Origin of the sequence: Nodosilinea sp. LEGE 07088, assembly GCF_015207395.1 — a bacterium.
GTDB lineage: Bacteria > Cyanobacteriota > Cyanobacteriia > Phormidesmidales > Phormidesmidaceae > Nodosilinea.
On record NZ_JADEWX010000003.1, the window covers coordinates 20,700 to 39,802 of the forward strand.

Below are 19,103 nucleotides of genomic sequence, written 5' to 3' on the forward strand. Positions count from 1 at the left end.
ATTGTAAGCAAGAGAGCTGCCCTAGTGATCCCCTTAGACTTTGACTAGAGACATTAGCATTACCTCCCATACCAGGCGGGGCTGGACAAAGCGGCGCAGGTAGCCCTTGGCGGCTTCCAGCTGGGGTAGCCACCGGGGGCTTTCGGTCGGGTGGTGTTGCCAGTACCAGTTGAGCAGGTAATCGAGCAGCCAGAGCTGCGCTTCGGTATCCAGGGTTTTGGCCACCTGGCGACCCTGTTCCAGGGCTTCACGCAGGCTGCGGGGGGGCTGGTGTAGGGCCGTCAATAGCTCATCGGGAATATTTTGGAGCTGTTGGTAGGCGGCGATCGCACCTCCTGGGCTGCCCTGGGCCATGGCCAAAACCTGCGGCTGCTCTAGGATGTCTGCCTGCCCCATCTGATGCAGCACCGTCATCATATCTGCCCCATTGAGCCGCTGAAAGGGGATGGTCTGGCAGCGTGACACTAGCGTTGGCAGTAGTGATTGGGGGCCAGGGGCGAGCAAAACAATCGTCGCCTTTCCCGGTTCTTCCAGGGTTTTGAGCAGAGCGTTGGCGGCCCCCTCGGCCATGGTTTCGGCCGCTTCAATCACCACCACAGCACGGGGCGCTTCCAGCGGCGGGCGGCTGAGAAATTGGGCTATTTGCCGCACCTGCTCCAGGCGGGTTTGGGGCGGGCTTTTGCGTGTAAGGCCAGCCTCGGCGGCCTGGGATGCGCCGATCAGCTTACCCTGGTGCAGATAGGTGGGCTCAACCCAGAGCAGATCGGGGTGATTGCGCTGGGCAATGCGCCGCGCTAACACCGTAGACAGGGTCGTCGGATCGGGGGCAAACAAGATTTCTGCAAAGCGCTCTGCGGCTAGCCGTCGCCCGATGCCGTGGGGGCCAGCAAACAGGTAAGCTGGGGCCACCCGTTGGTGATCTACCGCACGACAGAGTAGCGCCACGGCGGTGTCTTGGCCCACTAGGTCGTCAAACTGGGGGTGTACCACTGCTGTACATACCTATCGACAACGGCATCAATCTCGGTGGCTACGGCATCGGTCTCAGCGGCGGCATCGATGGCCACAATGCGGTCTGAATGTTGCTCAGCCAGTTGCTCAAACCCCTGCTGTACCCGCTGGTGAAAGGCCAAATCGGCCTGCTCCATGCGATCGGCGGCCCCTCGTTGGCGGGTGCGGGCCAGGCCAACTGCTGCATCAAGCTGAAGCCATAGGGTGAGGTCAGGCAATAACCCGCCGGTAGCTACCTGGTTGAGCTGGTGAATTAGATCGAGATCCAGGCCCCGCCCGTAGCCCTGATAAGCCACCGTCGAATCAACGTAGCGATCGCACAGTACCCAGCTTCCGTCCGCCAGAGCGGGCTTAATCAGCTCTTCGACGTGCTGGGCGCGATCGGCGGCATACAGGAGCAGTTCAGCCCGACTGGCCATCGGGGTTGCGCTGCGATAGTCAAGCAACAAGTGCCGAATTTCCTGGCCCAGTTCAGTCCCCCCGGGTTCGCGGGTGGTCACAATCTGGGAAATAGCGCCCTGGCGCTGGAGGTCTTGTATGCGATCGCTGCCCTGCAGCGTAGCCTGTAGCCGCTGGAGCTGAGTCGATTTGCCACAGCCCTCTACGCCCTCAAATACCACCAGCCTTCCAGACATCGTTGGCTATAGTTAAACTATCCACTCAAGCTTACAGGCAAGGCCAACCCTTGATGTGGCCATGGCTTAGTCCTTACCCCAGCCATTTTGAAGAATGTGCTATACGTTAAAACATATATCAAAGCTGATGCAACACCTTTGCTGTAGGCTTGTACGTGTCTTCCTCCCTTTATAAAGCCCCCATAACATCTAGTCCATAGCCGTCAACTACTAACAAATTGCCAAGCTAGTTTTAGCAGAGGATACCTATGGCCCGGTATACCAATCTAGTGCCTGTACCTGTCGCTACTGCACGGTTGCGAGATTCAATCGTCAGCACATTGCAGGCCTGTGGTCTGAATATGGTCTATGAGACCAAAGATTATTTAGTAGCTAAAGAGCAGCCAGGCAACGTGTCGTTGGCCCAACTCACGACGATCGAGGTTTTGATTAACCCATCGACGGCTGATGCCAATGCTACCCTGGTTAACCTGGTCGTTAAGAATGAAGAGTTGCCGCTAAGCCTCAACAACCATTGTGAGCAGGTCTTTAGTGCGGTCAATCAAGCTCTTGTGGCGGCGGTTTAGTCTGTCAGCTCTCATCTAGGGCTTAAGGTTACCGCCAATACCGCTAAGCTCTGCCTAGGCTTTGCTTAGGTGATGTTAAGGGAGTTAAGCATCGGTGTCGTTATCCAGCCCATCGATGTACTCTTCACCCTCTTCAACCATATTTGGGCTGATTAGGGTAATGTCAAATTCATCCGGAGGCATGGTCGACTGGCTATCCCGTTTGAGTTGGTAATAAATCGCTCGAGCCTGGGGCCCAAAAACAATCTCGTCCTCATTCTTGAGGTCATGGGCTTGAAGCTTACGTCCGTTGATTAGCATGCCGTTAGCGCTGGGCTTGCCCTTGAGATTTCCATCCACAATGCGGTAATAGAAGGTATCGTCATCCTTGGGCAACTGCACCAGCGTAGCGTGGTGACGCGACACGAACTGAGACGACAGTCAAATGTCGCACTTGGGATCACGCCCGATGGAGTACACCGACCCATCTAAAACGATTTCTCGACGCCCCTTGCTGTCTTCGACAATGAGAATGTTACTGAGTTTCGTGTGGATTGGCATGCTCTGAACATTAGCAAAAACAAAGTTCAAAATCGGCTCATCAGAGAACGTAAGCTTTTTAACTAACCCGTTCTAAGGTTCTAGGGGCTCCTTTGAACCCGCCTTTGACTATCACACTATGAATCTAAATGAATCTAGCTACGGCAATGTTAGCTCTATTATCGTCAGGGTAAACAGGATTTTGGGTATGTTCAAGCGCTGCTTCTCAGTGTACCCCCTTGTTGCTTTGCCTAAATGGTAGAAGAATTCTCATTGGGTGACAGATCGGTTATGGCAATCCCTTAGCAAGGCTGGGGTGGGGCTCTGCTCCAGGGCATTGGCGCAAGATGCCCGGTCTAGTCACCACCGTCAACTTCGAGCTCGTCCCAGGGGTTAGAGTTGACATCGCGTAGGCGTTTGAGCATCCAATCAAAGCGAATATTACCCATGGAGAGCATATCCTCCATTTCATCAATGTCGGCATCGTTGGGAATAGCGACGGGTCGCCAGTGCTCGCCTTGCAGGTGCTTCACCGTACTGCGGAGGCGGCTAGAGAGCAAAATAGCGAGGGCACGATAAAAGCGAGAGGCAAACCAAATATCCTGCTGTAGCTTGTGGCGCAGGTGACCGCAGGAGATCGACAGCACGATACTGGGTTCTAGGGCCGATACGGTAGCCGATGGCGGTTGACCATCCACAAAGGACATTTCACCGACCACTTCACCGGTAGCGAGTTGAGCAATGGGGCTATCATTAAGGGCGGTTACCGTCACCTCAAGTTCACCATCCAGAATGAGAAAAAGCTCATCGCAGGGCTCGCCTTCACGGATGAGCACATCTGCAGCTTGTAGCTCTCGGCGCTGCCCAGCCTCAATCAGCCAATCGACATCTTCATCCTCTAAAACGCCGAGAATAAATACCACACGCTTCATGACTGCGGCCCTACTCCACAATAACCAAACTGCCAATGGCAGGGCTGACAGTGAAACCTAGCCCCAGGCATCAACAACAGTGTAGGCGGAACCCTAGGGTACTGTCGTCTAGCTACCTTGGATAGACTATGCCAGTTTTCTAACATAACCTACGATGGGATGTACGCAACATTACCCGAGAAGCGGGGTTCTGCAACAGTTCTAAACACGGGGTGAAGTATCGAGATTTTGGTGATTGGTTCGCGCTCCTAATTTTGTTCTTTCTAGTCAGCCGCATCGCCGAAACGGTGCTCGACCGGCAGCGACACTGCACCGGCCTGCGCCTAGAGTGGTATGTAGTCTTGCTGATTGTCGTAGAAGTGCTGCTATCGCTCTACGACCTATTTCTAAGCCCCCGCTGAGGTACCCATGGGACAATCGATTGTGGTAAACCAGGCCGAGTTTGAGCAGGCGGTGCTGCAGCCCTCCTTTGATCAGCCAGTGTTGGTCGACTTTTTTGCCACCTGGTGTGGCCCCTGCCAGTTGCTCAAGCCCATGCTCGAAAGCCTGGCCCAAGAGTACGACTTTACCCTGGCCAAGGTTGATATTGACCAAAACCCTGAACTGGCTAAGGCCTTTGGGGTGGAGGGTGTACCTGACGTACGCATTGTCACCCAGGGGCAGGTACAGGAGGGGTTCGTTGGGGTGCTGCCCGAACCACAGCTGCGGGAACTGTTGAGTGGGCTAGGCCTGCAATCGAGTCTGGAGAACGATCTCAAGATCTTTGAGGTGGCTCAGGCGACGGCAGATCCAGCGGAAATTTTTCCGGCCCTGACGACTCTGCTCACCCGCTACCCCAACAATGGCCAGATTTTGATCAAGGCAGCCCAAGTATATCTGGCCCAGGGTGACGATGCCCTAGCCAGCCAGTACCTGGATCTGATTGACCCCAGCGATCGCACCGTGGCTGACCAAGGGGAAGGCGTGCGGGGGCTGCTCACCCTGCGGCAGTCCCTGACGGATTTAGGGGATGAGCCCCTGGATCACGTGTTTAGGGTGGCCGTTGGAGCCGCCCTAGCCAGCGATTTTGAGTCCGCCCTAGGGAAATTCTTGGAAATCGTGAGGTGCGATCGAACCTATCGCCACGATGGTGCCCGCAAAGCCATGCTGACGGTGTTTAAGCTGCTGGGTCATGACGACCCGCTTACCCTCACCTATCGCAAGCAGCTGATGCAAGCGCTTTACTAGAGACAGCCGCTGCGCTCAGTAAAAACTGAAGAATCCTGGGTCGGGTAAATTTGGTTAAGGCTACGACAGTTATTCTAAAGACAGGTGCCTAAGCTAGTTCTCAAATACTTTGTCCTGAGTATTTTGGCCTATGAAATCTGAGCAGTAATCCTATGGCATTTCTGACCCGCTGGCTTCAGTTTTTGCGATTTCTCGAAGGGCTGCTAGAGCTTTTAGACTTCCTCGCGACTCCCCTGGGTCTGATCGCCGGGGTCGGGATCGGTCTATATAGCATGCTGGTCGGGTTGGGCATCGATGCATCTGCTGCGGCTACCCTGGCCGGGTCGGTTGCTTTAGTGCTCAGCTGCCTCATCACTCGCCCTGATTTTTGAGGATTTTAACCAAGGCGTTCGCGCTCGGGTTTGTCCTTGCCCATAGCGTCTCTCGACGCTGTCTCACCGCCTCGTCTTTCTGACCTTTCCCCCTATGCTCCCCGCCGCCGAGGCCGAAGCCAAAATTCTAAGTCTCGTTTCACTCCCCGCAGAGACTGAGCAAGTTTCCTTAGATGCTGCCCTGGGGCGCATTCTGGCCCAGTCTATTCCTAGCCCGCTTGATTTTCCCCACTGGGATAATTCGGCGATGGATGGCTATGCGGTGCGTTACGACGATGTGCAGGGGGCCGGTGCTGGTACCCCGGTGGCGCTAACGGTGACGGAGACCATTCCAGCGGGGCGATCGCCTACGCTGCCTGTGGGCCCAGGTCAGGCGGCCCGTATTCTCACGGGGTCGATGTTGCCCGCTGGGGCGGACACCATTGTCATTCAAGAGGTCACCCGGCGCGAGGGCGATCGAGTGCTGGTGCTAGAGGCTCCCCAACCGGGCCAGTTTGTACGCCGTCGGGGCAGTTTTTGTCGGGCAAATGACCCACTGATGGGGGCAGGGCTGCCCATTGGTGGGCCAGAGCTGGCGGTGCTGGCGGCGGCCCAGTGTGTGCAGGTGCCCGTGTTTCGTCAGCCCCGGGTGGCCATTCTCTCGACCGGGGATGAGTTGGTGTCGCCCACAACGCCCCTCCAGCCGGGTCAAATTGTTGACTCTAATCAGTACGCGTTAGGGGCCCTGGTGCGTCGAGTGGGGGCGGTGCCGATACCGATGGGAATCGTACCCGACCAGCCCCAGGCTCTCAAAGCCGCGATTCAGCTGGCGCTGACCCAAGCGGATGTCATTTTGTCTTCTGGCGGGGTGTCGGTGGGTGACTTCGACTATGTCGATGACATCCTGGCGGACTTGGGGGCGATGCTGCACGTGCGCTCGGTGGCGGTGAAACCCGGTAAGCCCCTCACGGTGGCTACTTTCCCCGCTGGACAAGGGGCTGATAGGCTCTACTTTGGTCTGCCGGGCAACCCGGTGTCGGCCCTGGTCACCTTTTGGCGGTTTGTGGCCCCAGCCCTGCGCCAGCGATCGGGGCTAGGGGAAGGCTGGGGGCCGATGTTTGTGCCAGCTACTACCCGCCATGGGCTCAAGGCGGGTGGGCAGCGAGAAACCTATCTGTGGGGCAGACTGGAGTCAACCCCTGCTGGCCACTGGTTTGAGCTGGCCAGCGGCGGCCATAACTCCGGTAATCTGATTAATCTGGCGGGCACCAACGCCCTGGCAGTCGTCCCCGTTGGCACCACCTCCATCCCCGCCAATGAAACCGTACGGGTTATGGTTGTGGGCTGAGGCGTTGCCTCAGTCGTCCTCTGCGATGGGCCCTGGGCCAGGCTTCGCTATCGCACAGACATAGTCCATAGCCGCCGAGTTGAGGGGATCGGGGTCAACGGGCTGCCAGCGATCGCTGCCCACAGGGCCGTCAAACGCTACATCCCGAAAGCGCCGACGTAAGCAGTCGTACTCGGTGAGGTAGTCAGTTCGCTGGGGCCGCTCGGTGCGGCGATCGATGTAATAACTACCGACTCGTACCTGCCCAGAACCCAGCAGTTCAATGGAGTCAATATCGACAAACTGCTGCTGTTGGCCCTGGCTGGCGGCGGCGACGGGGTACCAGGTAGTGGCGGCACTGTTGGCAGCAAACCCAAGATCAAGCAATAGGTGCAAGCACAGCAACCCTGTCCACCGGGCGATCGCAGTCCAGACACCCCCCGGCGACCAATGACTAGACTTCAGGAATCGCGGGCGATGCATTGCCGTGGCAGGTTAAAGGGTAACTGATGGGTGATGGATGCGGCCCATTACCCATCAGAGGTATCTGGGGGCAACTCAGGTGGTTCGATGTCGAGCAGGTTTGCTTTAGATCGCTTCAGGTCTTTCCACAGGCGTTTGATTTCGTCATAGGCATCATGGGGCGACATTTTGCCGCCGGTCTCTAGGTTGCATACAAACGACACGCGCTGGGCAAATTCTTGCAGGTTGGCATTGAAGGCCAACTGCTGAGGAGTGAACTCGCCCCAGTACTTGCTGCGGGGAAAGAGAAAACTATCTTTGGGCGATGGTTCGTTATCGGTCATAGCACCAGCCAATGAAGAGCCCTATTGTTAACTTACCTTAGACCAAGTTTCTGCTCGTTGGCGGCCTAGGGCCAACGATGTCGGTTAAAGCACTAAAATTAGCCGTTTTTTCTGCTCCGTCATCCTGATGTACTCGTCCTTCCTGCTTGGCGAAAGTAACGTGACGATTCTAAAACTCCTTAAGGTTTATGGCCATTGTTGCCCAGCCACTGATGAATTTGATCGACGGCGACCTTGGTATTGGCAGCGATCGCCACCGGGCCTGTGGCCAACCCTTGCCACAGGGAAATAGCACCGGGGTCCATGGCCATCAAAATGATTGGTTTCTGGGCTTTGAGGGCCAGGGCGATCTCTGAGGCTGTGCCAGGGCCTAGGCCGCAAGCGACTACCACCTGACTTGATAGGACATTGACGACGTTACGCCCATCCCCCAGGCCCGTCACGATTGGAATATCAACAGCTGCTGACATATCGGCGCCGTCTGCGGAGGGCAAAATACCGATGGTTATCCCCGCCGCCGCCTTAGCACCCCGACAGGCGGCGTCCATTACCCCGACCGACCGACCACCCGTCAAAACGGCCCAGCCAGCCATCGCTAGAGCCTGACCTAGGGCGTAGGCTGTCTCTAGCTGGTCGGGTGTGGCGGTGATACCCGGCCCCATGACGCCGATAATAATTTGAGCCATAGCAACTGTGGCAGTGAGTGCGCGGGGCAACAGCATCGCTACCCTCTAAATGTGGTTCATTTCTCAGCCAGGCGCAAAGAAACTTGACGATGCTATCCCACCACTTAAGGGGGCTGTCGTTTAGATTAAGTTAACTGACGGATAAATAACCGACGAAGAAAATTTGGGTACGTTGAATCCATTCCTGGCCCTGTGCCAGTCTGCTGTTCCTGCCCCCGATTCTGCCGTGCGATCTATACTGTCTTGCTTCAGTGGGTTTCGCCTGAGTGCTCTGCTGCCCCCGGTACAGAGGCTCTGGGGTCGCTCGGCCTTGATAGGAGGGCTGGTGGTGGGAGTGGGCACCCTGATGGGCCCGCCTGCTCTAGCCGCAGAGTCGATCACGATACAGTTAGGGCTGTTTTCCCAGACGGTTAGTCTGGATGATTTGCAGGCCTTCGCGGCCACTGGGGAAGTTCCTGGGTCGCTGCAGCTCTACCGCCCGTTACTCAATGCCAGTCTGCAAGAGGCGTTGCAGGGCGAGATTACCCTAGACCCCGAAGTCGGCCAGGTGATCTTAGACGAAATTTTACACACCCCTGGGGGGGCGCAGCTGCTGGATACCCTGCGGGCGATCGCCCCTAATCTAGAGGCTACCGATCTGCGCTCTACCCTGGCTCAGGTGTCAGAGGCAAAGCCAGGGCTGACGCTGCTAGGCATTTTGCGGGCTATGCCCCAAGACACCCTAGAACTTAACGTGGGCACACTCATTACCCTGGCTTCACAGTTTCGCCTGGCCCAGATGGAGAGCAAGGCCCTGAGCCGGGTGTTGCGCCAGGTACCCGATGGGCAAACTGAAGCGACAGTTGTGACCCCTGAACTGCTGGGTGTCGATCCCTTTTCGACCGGAACGGCCCAGGTCGAGCGCTGGGAGCTGGTGCTGCGCGATCGCCGCCGCGATCGCAGTATTCCGGTCGATATTTACTGGAGTGAAGACACCCACGGCCCGCTGGTGGTGATCTCCCACGGGTTTGGGGCTGACCGTCGCTTCTTTGCCTACCTGGCTCAACACCTGGCCTCCCATGGGTTGACCGTGGTATCGGTAGAACATCCCGGCAGCAACGTGGCCTCCCTGCTATCGCTGCCCGGAGATGACCTCACCACGATTGCTGCTGCCCAAAGCCGGATTTTGCCCGCTACCGAATTCCTTGACCGACCCCGCGACATTACCTACGTGCTCGATCGCCTGGAGCGGCTCAATGCCCACTCCTACAGTCTGCGCGATCGCCTCAATACCGACCAAGTGACGTTTATTGGCCATTCCCTCGGGGGCTATACCGGGCTGGCCCTGGCGGGGGCCGCGCTAGATCTGCGATCGCTCGAGTCCTACTGCCAGACCCTCAAGCCAGTGAATGTTTCGCCAGCAGACTGGTTCCAATGCGCTGCCCTCGATTTGCCGGTTAAATATGCCAACCTACGCGACGACCGCATCACTCAGCTGGTGGTGGCTAACCCCCTAACCGGTCTACTGTTTGGCGAAGCGGGCCTGAGCCGGGTACGCGTGCCGACCCTGGTCTTGGCCGGTACCCACGATGCCGTTACGCCGATGGCTAGCCAGCAGCTGCGCCCCTTTATGCAACTGTCGAGCACCAAATATTTGCTCACTGTAGTGGGTGGGTCACACCTGAGCGTTGGCGACCCCAATAATCTCAACGCCGATTTGGGGCGCATTCCCTTTATGCCAGCGCTGCCCGATGTCACGACAGCTCCCCTGCGCATCTTTCTTCAAGGGGTAACCCTCAGCTTTGTAATGCAACAGACCCCAGAGGCCGAGGCCTATGCCCCAGCACTTAGCCCTACCATGGCCAATGCCTTCTCAACAGCTAACCTGCCCCTACGCCTGAGTCAAACCGTACCCGAGGGCCTAGCTAGCTGGCCCCGGCTGCGCCAAACAGCACTCTATCGTCAGGAAGGAGTCAGTAGCTACCTGTCATCGTTGTTACACCTGGAAGCCTTGGCGATCCAAGAACAGTTTCAGGCCCTGCAGCGTCAAATGGTGGCCTATCTGCGCACCACTCCCCCTTCCCTGACGGCTGTATATCTGCCCTTTGTGATCCCTAGCGCGCCTATGCATGCCCACTATCGCTACTCCCGCGAGGCCAATCCCTAGGGAACTACCTGGTCTCCTCATCCTTTGAAGCCATGGTGTACCCATCCGGCATAATGGTGCCGTGTACATCGGTGCGGCGCAGGTTTGTGTAGTCGAGCTTGGCGTTGATCATGACGGCATCCGTCAGATCGGCACCGCTCAGGTTTGACCAACTCAGTCGAGTTCGATAGAGCGTAGCCCCCCGGAGGTTAGCGCCCCGTAGTGAACTCCAGCTGAGGTTTGCCCCCCGCAGATTGGCCTGAGAAAGGTTGGCATTGACCAGGTTGGTGCTGTTTAGTTTAGCTCGGCTCAGATCAGCTTCCTGAAAGTTGGCTCCCTCCATCGTGGCCCCCGTGAGCACTGCCTCTACCAAAATGGCCTCCTTGAAAATAACGCGGTTCATTAGGGCGCTGGTTAAATTGGCGTGCTCTAGATTGGCATGGCTTAGATCTGTGGCCAGCAGCCGACCCCGACTCAAGCTGGCTTCATTGAGCTGGGCACCCTGGAGGGTCGCGTGGTCAAGAACGGCCTCGTTAAGGTTAGTGTCCCGCAGGGTGGCTTCACTGAGGTCGGCGCGTACCAGGTTGGCGCTACGCATACCGGCCTCGCTCAGGTCAGCCCGCGCTAGGCAGCTATCGGTCAAGTCGGCACCGATTAAATTGGCTAATACCAGAACCGCCTGCTGAAAATTGATATGGGTGAGCTGGGCTTCGCGAAAGTTGGCTCCCACCAGGGTGGCTCCGGCAAAGTTAGTATTTTGTAGATTGGATTGTCGGAAGTTAGCTCCACTGAGGTTTTGCCGACTGAGGTCGGCTCCCACCATCTGAATACCGCGAAAGTCGCGCTCGCCTGCTGCGTAGCGTTCTAGCAGGTTGGCGGCCGTAATATCTGCGGGCCAATCGAGGGGCTGAGAATTAGAGGGAGGGGTTTCCAACGAAATTCCTCAAGGGTGACGATAATTCAGGGGAAGTGGGCGATCGCAGGGAAACCCGTAAATACATAGGTCAGAATCGGCGAATGCTTTCAGCCCTGGGCCCATATAGCAACAAGAACCTCGGCCCAGGGCTCGCGACTAGCCCTGAGTGCCTTGACCGGGACTGAAGACGATGGTGGTGTACTAAACGCCCCAGCACTTTAGCGTAAGCTATAAGCGCTGCCCCTCCCAGCCTATCCGAGGGAAGCTTACCTGGCTATAGGCCAGATGGCGTGACAGCAAAGTCAGATCGGCTATCAGCCGGGGCAGGGTTGTCTCTGGTAGTCGGCACCTTTGTCTCCCAACGGCGGCTAGCGGTGGGCTTCACATGGTTGGCGATGGCAGCAAAATCTAAAGGCTGGACGGGGCTGGGCCCACCAGACCCACCTGCATTTATCCTGGATGGAGTGACCATGAGGTTGATTTAGGCCATGGGTCGATCGCTACTGCTACTGCTGCGCCGCCGCCTATTCTGGCTGACCCTGCTGCTGACAGTATGGCTGCTGTGCAGTGGTCAGGCCCAGGCGGGGGCCCTGGTTGATCGCCTAGAGGCGTTTCCAGATTGGGGGACAAAGTCCTCGCTGCCATCGGCCCAGGGTGATTTGGTCTATCCCGACTGGCTGCGCGGTGAATGGCAGCTCACCAGTACCCTGATCGACTTGGCGGCTCCCCTGGCCCCCGATATGGTGACGCCTGGCTTTGAAGGCAACCGCGAGCAAGTGGGGGTACCGGTGGACTGCCCAGTGAGGTTTGTTGCAGTTGCCCAACGGGCCCTTGGCCTTGTACCGCTACTGACGGGTGACACTCAAACCGTGGCCGATCGCGCTTTCAATGGCCTGAGCCTGGCCCGGGCTTATCTGGGTGAAGCGGCTGTCAAAGCCGTCAAGGTTGACCCCGAGAACCCCAACCGCCAGGTGACCTTGCTGAGCCGCCAGCGCCAGTTGGAGTCTACCGTGACGGCTCGGGCTACCGAGACCCCAATGGGTGGGCAATTTATTACCGTTGAGCGCTTTCAGCAGGTCTTTCGGGGTGGAGCGATTCCGTACTTTAACGAAGTGGAAACCACTACTGCTTATCGTTATCAGCCCCAGAGTCTCACCGCGTCGAGGAGGGAGCAGCACGTTACCGCCGACCAGGTGACGGTGGTATATCTATCTCCCCAGGATCCTGATTTTCTCAAAGCTCAGAATCAGCCTGTGGCCCTGTATCGCTATCGCCTAGAGTTAGAGCCACTGACGTGAGTCGGTTTGCAGAAGCCAAGGTGGGTGGAGGGTTCCCTGGCGATCGGGAGGGATGCAAACTTAATTTAACGGTGCTTTAACGTTGGGCCGAATGGCAGTAGTATGAGTTTAGGTTATGGTTTGCCCACTGCCCGTACCAGTTATTTGACGCAGATAGTTTATTTGACGCAGATAGTTTATTTGACGCAGATAGTCGATCGTTAGGGGTAGTAAATATTTGCCGCCGCCAGTCTAGCTGCTTCAGCGCGATCTAGGAACGTCTGAACGGTGAGGAGTCGATGTTTGTGAGGTCGTTGCAGCTGGTTTTATGCTGATGCTGCGGCAAGCCATCGGTAGCTGAAACAGCCATGGTGGATTGATGGCGTTCTGACTGGTCTGCTGATCTGTTCTAAGGGTTGATCTATCGGTCAGCCGCGATCGCCTCTTTTTGACGCTTTTATAACATTTCTTTATTCATTGCGACGGTACCACTAACCCATAGCTGCTGGCTGAACTCGTTAGGAGATTTTTCCCAATGACTGACTTCCATGCGCTGAATTGGCCTGCGCCTGGTGGCAGCAGGCCCGAGCGAGTTGCGATCGCAGGCACTATCACCAATGCCGTTACGCACGAGGTGATACCTCGGGCCGTCGTGCGCATTACGGCGGCCCCTGAGGCCTTTGCCGAGAGATTAATGGCCATCTTAACCAGCGCGATCGCCCACCAACCGCATCTTCAGGCCCAGTACCAAGACCTGCTAGAAAGCTGGAATCGATCCCTAGCGTCTCTGGCCACGGCCCAGCTGTTGTTTGACCGACTGGGGCCAGTGTTAGGGCTGGCCCGCCTCGACGAGACCCAGGCTGGTGGTGACGGCCACTATTGTTTCTGTGATCTGCCCCCTGGCCTTTACACCCTCGTCGCTAGCTATACCTGGCTCAATCACTGCCATGGCTCGACGTCAGCCCAAGCCGAGATCGCGCCCAACTGCCACCAGCATGCCTTTGTCGAACTTGACATGGCCCTGAGCTTAGCGCCCGGGTCGTGGCCCTTAACTGTGATCGGTCACCCCCAGCATTTTGCCCTGGCATCAGGTGCCTTCAATGGCCTTCCCAATGGGGCTTTGACCCTCCAGGCTAGGGACGGAAATCGGTCTCGTTGATGAGGGCTAGGGCGGTGCGCCAGACCATGTAACCCTCTGCGTTGAGGTGCAGGCCATCGGTCGTCATGTCGGAGCGCAGATACCCTTCGCCGTTGACAAATAACGGGTACAAGTCTAAAAACTCGGCTTCAGACTCAGCTGCGACCAGCTCAAGCTGGCCATTGACCTCGCGAATGAGCTCGGGGGGAATTGCCATCAGGCGATCGCGGCCTTCCCAGGTAGCCGACTCGCCCCCATGGGGTAAGATCGACTGCACCACAATTCTAGCGGTAGGGTGGGTTTGGTGCAGATAATCGATTATCCGGCGAACGTTATAGACCAGATCGGTGGGTGAGCCTCCCCAGACTAGGTCATTGATGCCCACCATGATAAACACCGCCTCTGGGGAAGTATCGTCGAGTAGGTAGAGGCGGTTACGTAACCCTCCTGAGTTTTCTCCCGAGATGGCCTGGTTAATCCAGGTCTTGCGCCCGGGCAGCAGGCTGCTCGGAAACCAGAGCGTGAGCGAATCACCCAGCAAGATATTTTGTCGAGGGGCATCAATGGCGACAACTGCCTTCGCCTCAGCATCTAAAAGGGCTACCCACTGCTCATAGTTGAGGCTGTGGCGGTTACCTAGTTCGGGTTCAAAGGGGGCTGCGCCCTGGGCATTGGCCGCAAAGGCATTGGCCTGGGGCAGCACCGCATCTCCTGCCCGGTTGAGCTGCCGCAGCATGACCATAGCGGTGATAAACAGCAGCCCATTCATGACCAGGGATAGCAAGGCCCAGGACGGTACGCGCTGCAAGTAGTACAGCGCTGCACGAAGCTGCGGGTGGGATAGAAAAGGAAATGCCACGGCAGTATTACCTACGAACCAGGGTCAGAAAATCTGTGCCCTCTATGGGTCAAATTGTAGATAGATTTCTCATCCATGAACCACTCTTATCGTGAAGCTTGCCGTCCCAGAACTTTAGGACGCGCGGGCTATACGTTAAACCGAAACAGCATGACATCGCCCTCTTGCACCACGTACTCTTTGCCTTCGCTACGGACCTGCCCTTTGTCTTTGGCCGTAGCCAGTGAGCCCGCCGCCACTAAGTCGGCGTAGGCGACCGTTTCAGCGCGAATAAAGCCACGCTCAAAGTCAGTGTGAATCACTCCGGCTGCCTGGGGAGCTACCATACCGGCATGGATCGTCCAGGCCCGGGTCTCTTTAGGGCCGGTGGTGAAATAGGTGCGCAATCCCAGCAGCTCATAGGTAGCCCGAATCAGGGTTTTGAGTCCGCCTTCTTCCACCCCTAGGGCCGCCAAAAAGTCTTGGCGTTCGGCGTCATCGAGCTCCACCAGCTCCGCTTCGACCTGGGCTGAGATCACCACGACTTGGGCCTCTTCTGCGGCGGCGACTGTGCGCACCTGCTCGACCCAGGCATTGCCGCTGGAGAGGTCATCTTCGGAAACGTTGGTGGCGTAGATCACGGGCTTGCGAGTAAGTAGCCCCAGGGGTTTAATGATGGTCTCTTCCTCGGCGTCCAGTTCCACTTGGCGAGCCGTTTGGCCCTCGTTGAGCACCGGCAGTATTTTTTCTAGAATGGCGAGCTCGGCCTGGGCCTCTTTGTCGGCGCGGGCTAGCTTGCGCACTCGCTCAACCCGGCGCTCTAGCTGGGCTAGATCAGACAGGGCTAGCTCCAGGTTGATGATCTCAATATCGCGTACTGGGTCGACGGAGCCGGAGACGTGGATGATGTCGTCGTCGTCGAAGCAGCGCACCACGTGAACGATCGCATCGACTTCACGAATATTGGCCAAAAACTGATTGCCCAGCCCTTCTCCCTGGCTAGCACCCTGGACCAGGCCGGCGATATCGACAAACTCAACCCGGGCCGGTACCACGTCTAAGGAGCTAGATAGATCTGCTAACACCTGGAGGCGGCTATCAGGCACCGCCACCACCCCCACGTTGGGCTCAATGGTACAAAAGGGAAAGTTTGCCGCTTGGGCTTTGGCGTTGGCCACCACGGCGTTAAATAGGGTGGATTTGCCAACGTTAGGAAGCCCAACAATGCCAGCTCGTAACATGGGGTAACTCTAGCTCAGTAAACAGATTGGAAAGCAATGGCGAGGGTCATGGGGCCCGGCACCTATCTAGCATAGGAGAGGATGGGGCCATTGCGGAGGTGTTGCTATACCCTTGAAGCTGAGAAATCTGAGACCGCAGAAGAGTAATGCTATGGCTGACAAAAACGGAGTGGGATGCTGGCGTTGGGTGCGGGTGGCAAGCGTGGTGATGGCCTTGGGGGTAACGGGATGTGCCACCCTCGGCCTATCGCCGCGATCGCAGGAGAATGACGCCACAACGCCCCAGTACGTCGATCGCAGCTTTCGCGGTGATATGTTGGTCAGCCGTCTCAAGCCCATCCGCCTGCGGCTATCCAACGGTTGGCAGCCTGCCCCCGCCACCAGCCTGCACCCCAACGCCGATCTAGAAGCCTACAACCTCGACCAGAACATGTTTTTGGTGGTGCTCGGAGAAGATCGCGCTGCGGTGGCTTCCGGCACATTGGAAGACCAGGCCAGTATTTATTTACAAATTCTCAAGGGCGGCTTTAGCCAGGTGATAGCGGATGAGGCTCGCACCAGCGTAGAGCGGGTGAATGGCTTTCCAGCGGTGCAATATGAAGTGCGGGGCGAGGTCAACCAGCGCCCAGTAGCCTACATACATACCACCGTCGAGATGGGCGAAAACTATTACCAGGTGGTTGTTTGGACGCCTGATGACCTGCGTGTAGCCAACAGTGAAGCCATGCGGGCCATCGTACAAGAATTTCGCGATGCCCAGCTCTGAGGCTACCATTCTGTGGCCTAATAGAGTCTGTGGCCTGGGCAGGCACTCCCTACCCTTTGACTCGGTCGCCCAGTTCTAGCCCTAGAAATTCTGAAGGATATCAACCGCTATGTTGCGCTGGCCCCTTGCCCCTTGCTTTAGCCTCATCCCTATCGGCGATCTACTTAGCCCCTGGATGCGGGTGATGGGTTTGGCCTGTGCGACGCTGCTGCTGTGGTTGGGACTCGGCGGACAACCTACGGCCCTGGCCGGTCTGACCGACGACAACTATGACGGCAACATTTTTGCCCTCTATGCTGGCAATGGGTCGCTGGTGCCCCCGAAGGTGAGCTTAGAGCAGTCTTTAAAGTACGGCAAGCCTGCCCTGGTGGTGATTTACGTCGACGACAGCAGCGACTGTAAGAAATTTTCGTCGGTGATTTCTCAGCTCCAGGCCCCCTACGGGCGGGTTACCAACTTTATTCCAATCATGGCCGATGCGATTCCGGTCAAGGCCACCTACGCCCCCAGCGAGCCGGGCTACTATTTTGACAATGCTGTACCCCAGACCCTGGTATTTAATGCCCAGGGAGAACTGCTGTTTAACCAGGTGGGCATTGTCTCCTACGAGGCGATCGACGATGTCATGCGGGACGTGTTTGACCTGCTGCCCCGCACCGAATCGGAAGAACTGCGTCGGCGTCCGCTGAATGAAGTGAATTCAGAACTGGTGCCGGTGGAGTAGGGGCCGGACGGCTGAAGCTTGAATCAGAGACTTTACTTGAATCATACGAAATCCGATTTGGAAAACCCCGATTCACAATTAGGAACCCCGTAGGGGCATAGCATGCTATGCCCCTAGCAATCGAGGGTATGTAACCAGGATTTCGTATCAGAGCTTTTACTTGGGTCGGCGGCGCGAGGGTTTGGGGCGGGCCAGTTTGAGGCTGGGATGGTGCAGGGCGAGAGCCTGCTGCAAACAATCTAGGGTGAGTAATGGCGGCTCGGCTTGCCGCGCCAGGGCTACCGCTGTTTGCGCCAGGGCTTCAATTTCACCGCCGGTGAGGGCCAGCTGCTGAGCGATGGTGGGCCAGCGCAGGGTGCGCTCTTTTTTGATGCCGGGGGGAATGGCCCGCTGCCATAGCACGGTGCGGGCGGCGACATCGGGGCGAGGGAACTCGACAATGCCGGTCATAGCCTGCCGCCAGGAGGGTTTAACACTCTGGAGGTAGGTGCTGCTAAGCAGGGTGAGCCCGGGTTGCTGGCGGCGCTGAACTACCCATGCCTGCACGAGGACGGCATCTACGGTGGGATTGCGGCCAAACCAGTGGGGGGATTGTTTGAGCAGTAACACGCAGGGAGGCAGCTGGGTCAGGTCGTCGAGGGCGGGGAGGTTGCCTTCGGCATCGGGGGTGAGGGTGCTCAAATCTACCGTGACCAGGGGCAGGTTGAGATCGGTGGCTAACACCTGGGCGGCGAGGGTTTTGCCGGTGCCGCTGGGGCCAGTCAGTAGCACCATGGTGCCAGGCCCAGCGGCGGCGATGGTCTGGAGCTGGGTCAGCTGGGGCGTCGGCAGCACCAGGTCAGTCCAAGGGTGCTGAGTCGTGGCGATGCCTTGGTCGGGGCTAGGTGCGGCGGCTGGGGGCCAAGACTCCAGGAGGGTGTCTTCGGGAGCTTCGGCTAGCAGATAGGCGATCAGACTGTCGGTGAGGCGTAGATGGCGGCTGAGTAGGGTGGTGTCTTCGGGGCTGACCCATTCCACCAGACCCAGGCTGAGTAAACGACTTTCGGGGGCAATCAGCGGACGCGATCGCCGCCATTCTTGGTCGTTTCTGCACAGCAGCCGCAGGCATAGGTCGACCGTGGGCAGATCCCAGTCTGACTCGTCGTGCTGGTATTGCAGGTAGCTGTAGAGTCGACCAAAGCGCTGGTTGACTTCGGGCGCCAGGGCTAGCAATAGCACGTTTTTTTCAAACAGGGTGAGCTGGAGGCGATCGCGCAGTTGGGGGAGAGCTAGCACCACTCCGTGCTGCTGGCTGGCAGCAATGCGCGCTTCGAGCTGCTGGGCATAGCTGCCGTTGTTGCGGGGCACTTTGGGCGGGCGAACATTGTCGTAGCCGGGCTGACCCGTAAAGCTAATAATGCCTTTCCACCAGTGGCGGGTGACGCGGTCTTCGCCAGAGAGGGCAAAGTCGTCGAGCTCTTGCACCTCACGCTTTTGGCGCGACACCGCCACCATCAGCAAGCGGTCAAGCCAGGCCAGCTCGGTTTTGAGGTAGGCCCAGTTGTCGGTAAACGGGGCGATTTTGTTGGGGACGGAGGACTCAGGATTGGACATGGCCCAGCACCCGAATAAACTCTAGGGGTAGCCCATCGGCATCGGCCAAAAACGCCACCTCGTAGACGCGATCGCCAATGATCTGCTGCGTCGGCTCCAGCAAAACCTTTAAATGACTGCCCCGGTCAGAATCGGTGACAAATTGCTGGCGCAGGTCATCTAGCCATGCGGGCAGGCTAGCGGTCTCTGTTGTCAGGTCAAAAGAGAGGTGGTAGTAGCCAGTGTAGTGCTCATCGCCAAAGGCATCGGCGGCGGGTCGAGGTTCGGGCACCTGGATCAGCTCAATGCGCCCCCCCAGCCCCTCCATCCAGCAGGCTAGGGTAATGCCAGCGGTAAAGCGTTCGTGGACGGTAAACCCCAGGACTTCATAAAACGCGATCGCGCGGTGAATATCTTGGGTACGAATTGATGCGTGGTGAAGCATCG

At 57.5% G+C, this 19,103-nt stretch carries 21 protein-coding genes and 1 pseudogene; 10 read left to right on the forward strand and 12 right to left on the reverse strand.

What is annotated here, in order from left to right:
- Positions 1-33 precede the first annotated feature (33 nt).
- Positions 34-990 carry a DNA polymerase III subunit delta' gene (locus IQ254_RS01505; RefSeq protein WP_313887331.1) on the reverse strand — a complete coding sequence of 319 codons (957 nt, stop codon included), beginning with the start codon at positions 988-990 and terminating at the stop codon, positions 34-36.
- Positions 963-1,646 (reverse strand): dTMP kinase, encoded by a 684-nt coding sequence (gene tmk, locus IQ254_RS01510; RefSeq protein WP_193963633.1) that lies wholly within the window; start codon positions 1,644-1,646, stop codon positions 963-965. The genes IQ254_RS01505 and tmk overlap by 28 nt, the downstream gene beginning before the upstream one ends.
- A 248-nt stretch (positions 1,647-1,894) precedes the next feature.
- On the opposite strand from tmk, the gene IQ254_RS01515 reads away from it, so the two are divergent.
- Complete coding sequence (locus IQ254_RS01515; RefSeq protein ID WP_228039932.1) at positions 1,895-2,212, forward strand: hypothetical protein; 318 nt, start codon at positions 1,895-1,897, stop codon at positions 2,210-2,212.
- Between the two features lie 84 nt (positions 2,213-2,296).
- Here IQ254_RS01515 and IQ254_RS01520 read toward each other — a convergent pair.
- Together IQ254_RS01520 and IQ254_RS01525 are read right to left on the reverse strand one after the other, a co-directional pair.
- Positions 2,297-2,752 (reverse strand): annotated as a pseudogene (locus IQ254_RS01520) (FHA domain-containing protein).
- 335 nt (positions 2,753-3,087) lie between these two features.
- Positions 3,088-3,663 carry a cyclic nucleotide-binding domain-containing protein gene (locus IQ254_RS01525; RefSeq protein ID WP_193963635.1) on the reverse strand — a complete coding sequence of 192 codons (576 nt, stop codon included), beginning with the start codon at positions 3,661-3,663 and terminating at the stop codon, positions 3,088-3,090.
- Between the two features lie 212 nt (positions 3,664-3,875).
- Here IQ254_RS01525 and IQ254_RS01530 point away from each other — a divergent pair, with 212 nt between their 5' ends.
- The 4 genes from IQ254_RS01530 to glp all read left to right on the forward strand — a co-directional run bounded on the left by IQ254_RS01530 (position 3,876) and on the right by glp (position 6,588).
- Positions 3,876-4,064, forward strand: a complete 189-nt coding sequence (locus IQ254_RS01530) for a hypothetical protein (protein ID WP_228039933.1) — start codon at positions 3,876-3,878, stop codon at positions 4,062-4,064.
- A 7-nt stretch (positions 4,065-4,071) separates the two neighbouring features.
- Positions 4,072-4,890 carry a tetratricopeptide repeat protein gene (locus IQ254_RS01535; RefSeq protein ID WP_193963637.1) on the forward strand — a complete coding sequence of 273 codons (819 nt, stop codon included), beginning with the start codon at positions 4,072-4,074 and terminating at the stop codon, positions 4,888-4,890.
- 152 nt (positions 4,891-5,042) lie between these two features.
- Positions 5,043-5,261 carry a hypothetical protein gene (locus tag IQ254_RS01540; protein WP_193963639.1) on the forward strand — a complete coding sequence of 73 codons (219 nt, stop codon included), beginning with the start codon at positions 5,043-5,045 and terminating at the stop codon, positions 5,259-5,261.
- A 94-nt stretch (positions 5,262-5,355) separates the two neighbouring features.
- Positions 5,356-6,588: a gephyrin-like molybdotransferase Glp gene (gene glp / locus IQ254_RS01545; RefSeq protein WP_193963641.1), complete on the forward strand. Its 1,233-nt coding sequence runs from the start codon at positions 5,356-5,358 to the stop codon at positions 6,586-6,588.
- 9 nt (positions 6,589-6,597) lie between these two features.
- Here the strand turns inward: glp and IQ254_RS01550 are convergent, their stop codons facing one another.
- The 3 genes from IQ254_RS01550 to IQ254_RS01560 all read right to left on the reverse strand — a co-directional run bounded on the left by IQ254_RS01550 (position 6,598) and on the right by IQ254_RS01560 (position 8,059).
- Entirely contained in the window at positions 6,598-7,050 is a 453-nt protein-coding gene (locus IQ254_RS01550) for a hypothetical protein (RefSeq protein WP_193963643.1), read from the reverse strand.
- A 47-nt stretch (positions 7,051-7,097) separates the two neighbouring features.
- Positions 7,098-7,373: a hypothetical protein gene (locus IQ254_RS01555; protein ID WP_193963644.1), complete on the reverse strand. Its 276-nt coding sequence runs from the start codon at positions 7,371-7,373 to the stop codon at positions 7,098-7,100.
- 179 nt (positions 7,374-7,552) lie between these two features.
- The gene (locus tag IQ254_RS01560; RefSeq protein WP_193963828.1) at positions 7,553-8,059 is read right to left on the reverse strand and encodes a cytochrome; all 507 of its coding nucleotides are present in this window, start codon (positions 8,057-8,059) and stop codon (positions 7,553-7,555) included.
- Positions 8,060-8,285: 226 nt separating this feature from the next.
- On the opposite strand from IQ254_RS01560, the gene IQ254_RS01565 reads away from it, so the two are divergent.
- Complete coding sequence (locus IQ254_RS01565; RefSeq protein ID WP_313887333.1) at positions 8,286-10,205, forward strand: alpha/beta fold hydrolase; 1,920 nt, start codon at positions 8,286-8,288, stop codon at positions 10,203-10,205.
- 4 nt (positions 10,206-10,209) lie between these two features.
- Here the strand turns inward: IQ254_RS01565 and IQ254_RS01570 are convergent, their stop codons facing one another.
- Positions 10,210-11,118: a pentapeptide repeat-containing protein gene (locus IQ254_RS01570; protein ID WP_193963645.1), complete on the reverse strand. Its 909-nt coding sequence runs from the start codon at positions 11,116-11,118 to the stop codon at positions 10,210-10,212.
- A 470-nt stretch (positions 11,119-11,588) separates the two neighbouring features.
- Here IQ254_RS01570 and IQ254_RS01575 point away from each other — a divergent pair, with 470 nt between their 5' ends.
- Positions 11,589-12,398 (forward strand): DUF6816 family protein, encoded by an 810-nt coding sequence (locus IQ254_RS01575; protein ID WP_193963646.1) that lies wholly within the window; start codon positions 11,589-11,591, stop codon positions 12,396-12,398.
- 514 nt (positions 12,399-12,912) lie between these two features.
- On the forward strand, positions 12,913-13,536 hold the full coding sequence (locus IQ254_RS01580; protein ID WP_193963647.1) for a hypothetical protein: 624 nt from the start codon (positions 12,913-12,915) through the stop codon (positions 13,534-13,536).
- On the opposite strand, the gene IQ254_RS01585 is transcribed toward IQ254_RS01580, so the two are convergent.
- A complete protein-coding gene (locus tag IQ254_RS01585; RefSeq protein ID WP_313887334.1) occupies positions 13,511-14,374 on the reverse strand; it encodes a GDSL-type esterase/lipase family protein in 864 nt (287 codons plus the stop codon). The genes IQ254_RS01580 and IQ254_RS01585 overlap by 26 nt on opposite strands.
- A 128-nt stretch (positions 14,375-14,502) precedes the next feature.
- Positions 14,503-15,594 carry a redox-regulated ATPase YchF gene (gene ychF, locus IQ254_RS01590; protein ID WP_193963648.1) on the reverse strand — a complete coding sequence of 364 codons (1,092 nt, stop codon included), beginning with the start codon at positions 15,592-15,594 and terminating at the stop codon, positions 14,503-14,505.
- A gap of 151 nt (positions 15,595-15,745) precedes the next feature.
- Here ychF and IQ254_RS01595 point away from each other — a divergent pair, with 151 nt between their 5' ends.
- Positions 15,746-16,360, forward strand: coding sequence for a hypothetical protein (locus tag IQ254_RS01595; RefSeq protein WP_193963649.1), 615 nt, complete (start codon positions 15,746-15,748; stop codon positions 16,358-16,360).
- A 109-nt stretch (positions 16,361-16,469) separates the two neighbouring features.
- The gene (locus IQ254_RS01600; protein ID WP_193963651.1) at positions 16,470-17,084 is read left to right on the forward strand and encodes a thylakoid membrane photosystem I accumulation factor; all 615 of its coding nucleotides are present in this window, start codon (positions 16,470-16,472) and stop codon (positions 17,082-17,084) included.
- Positions 17,085-17,240: 156 nt separating this feature from the next.
- Here IQ254_RS01600 and IQ254_RS01605 read toward each other — a convergent pair whose 3' ends face one another.
- The gene (locus IQ254_RS01605) at positions 17,241-18,677 is read right to left on the reverse strand and encodes an ATP-binding protein (RefSeq protein WP_193963652.1); all 1,437 of its coding nucleotides are present in this window, start codon (positions 18,675-18,677) and stop codon (positions 17,241-17,243) included.
- Positions 18,664-19,101, reverse strand: a complete 438-nt coding sequence (locus IQ254_RS01610; protein ID WP_193963653.1) for a VOC family protein — start codon at positions 19,099-19,101, stop codon at positions 18,664-18,666. The genes IQ254_RS01605 and IQ254_RS01610 overlap by 14 nt, the downstream gene beginning before the upstream one ends.
- Positions 19,102-19,103: the final 2 nt, after the last annotated feature.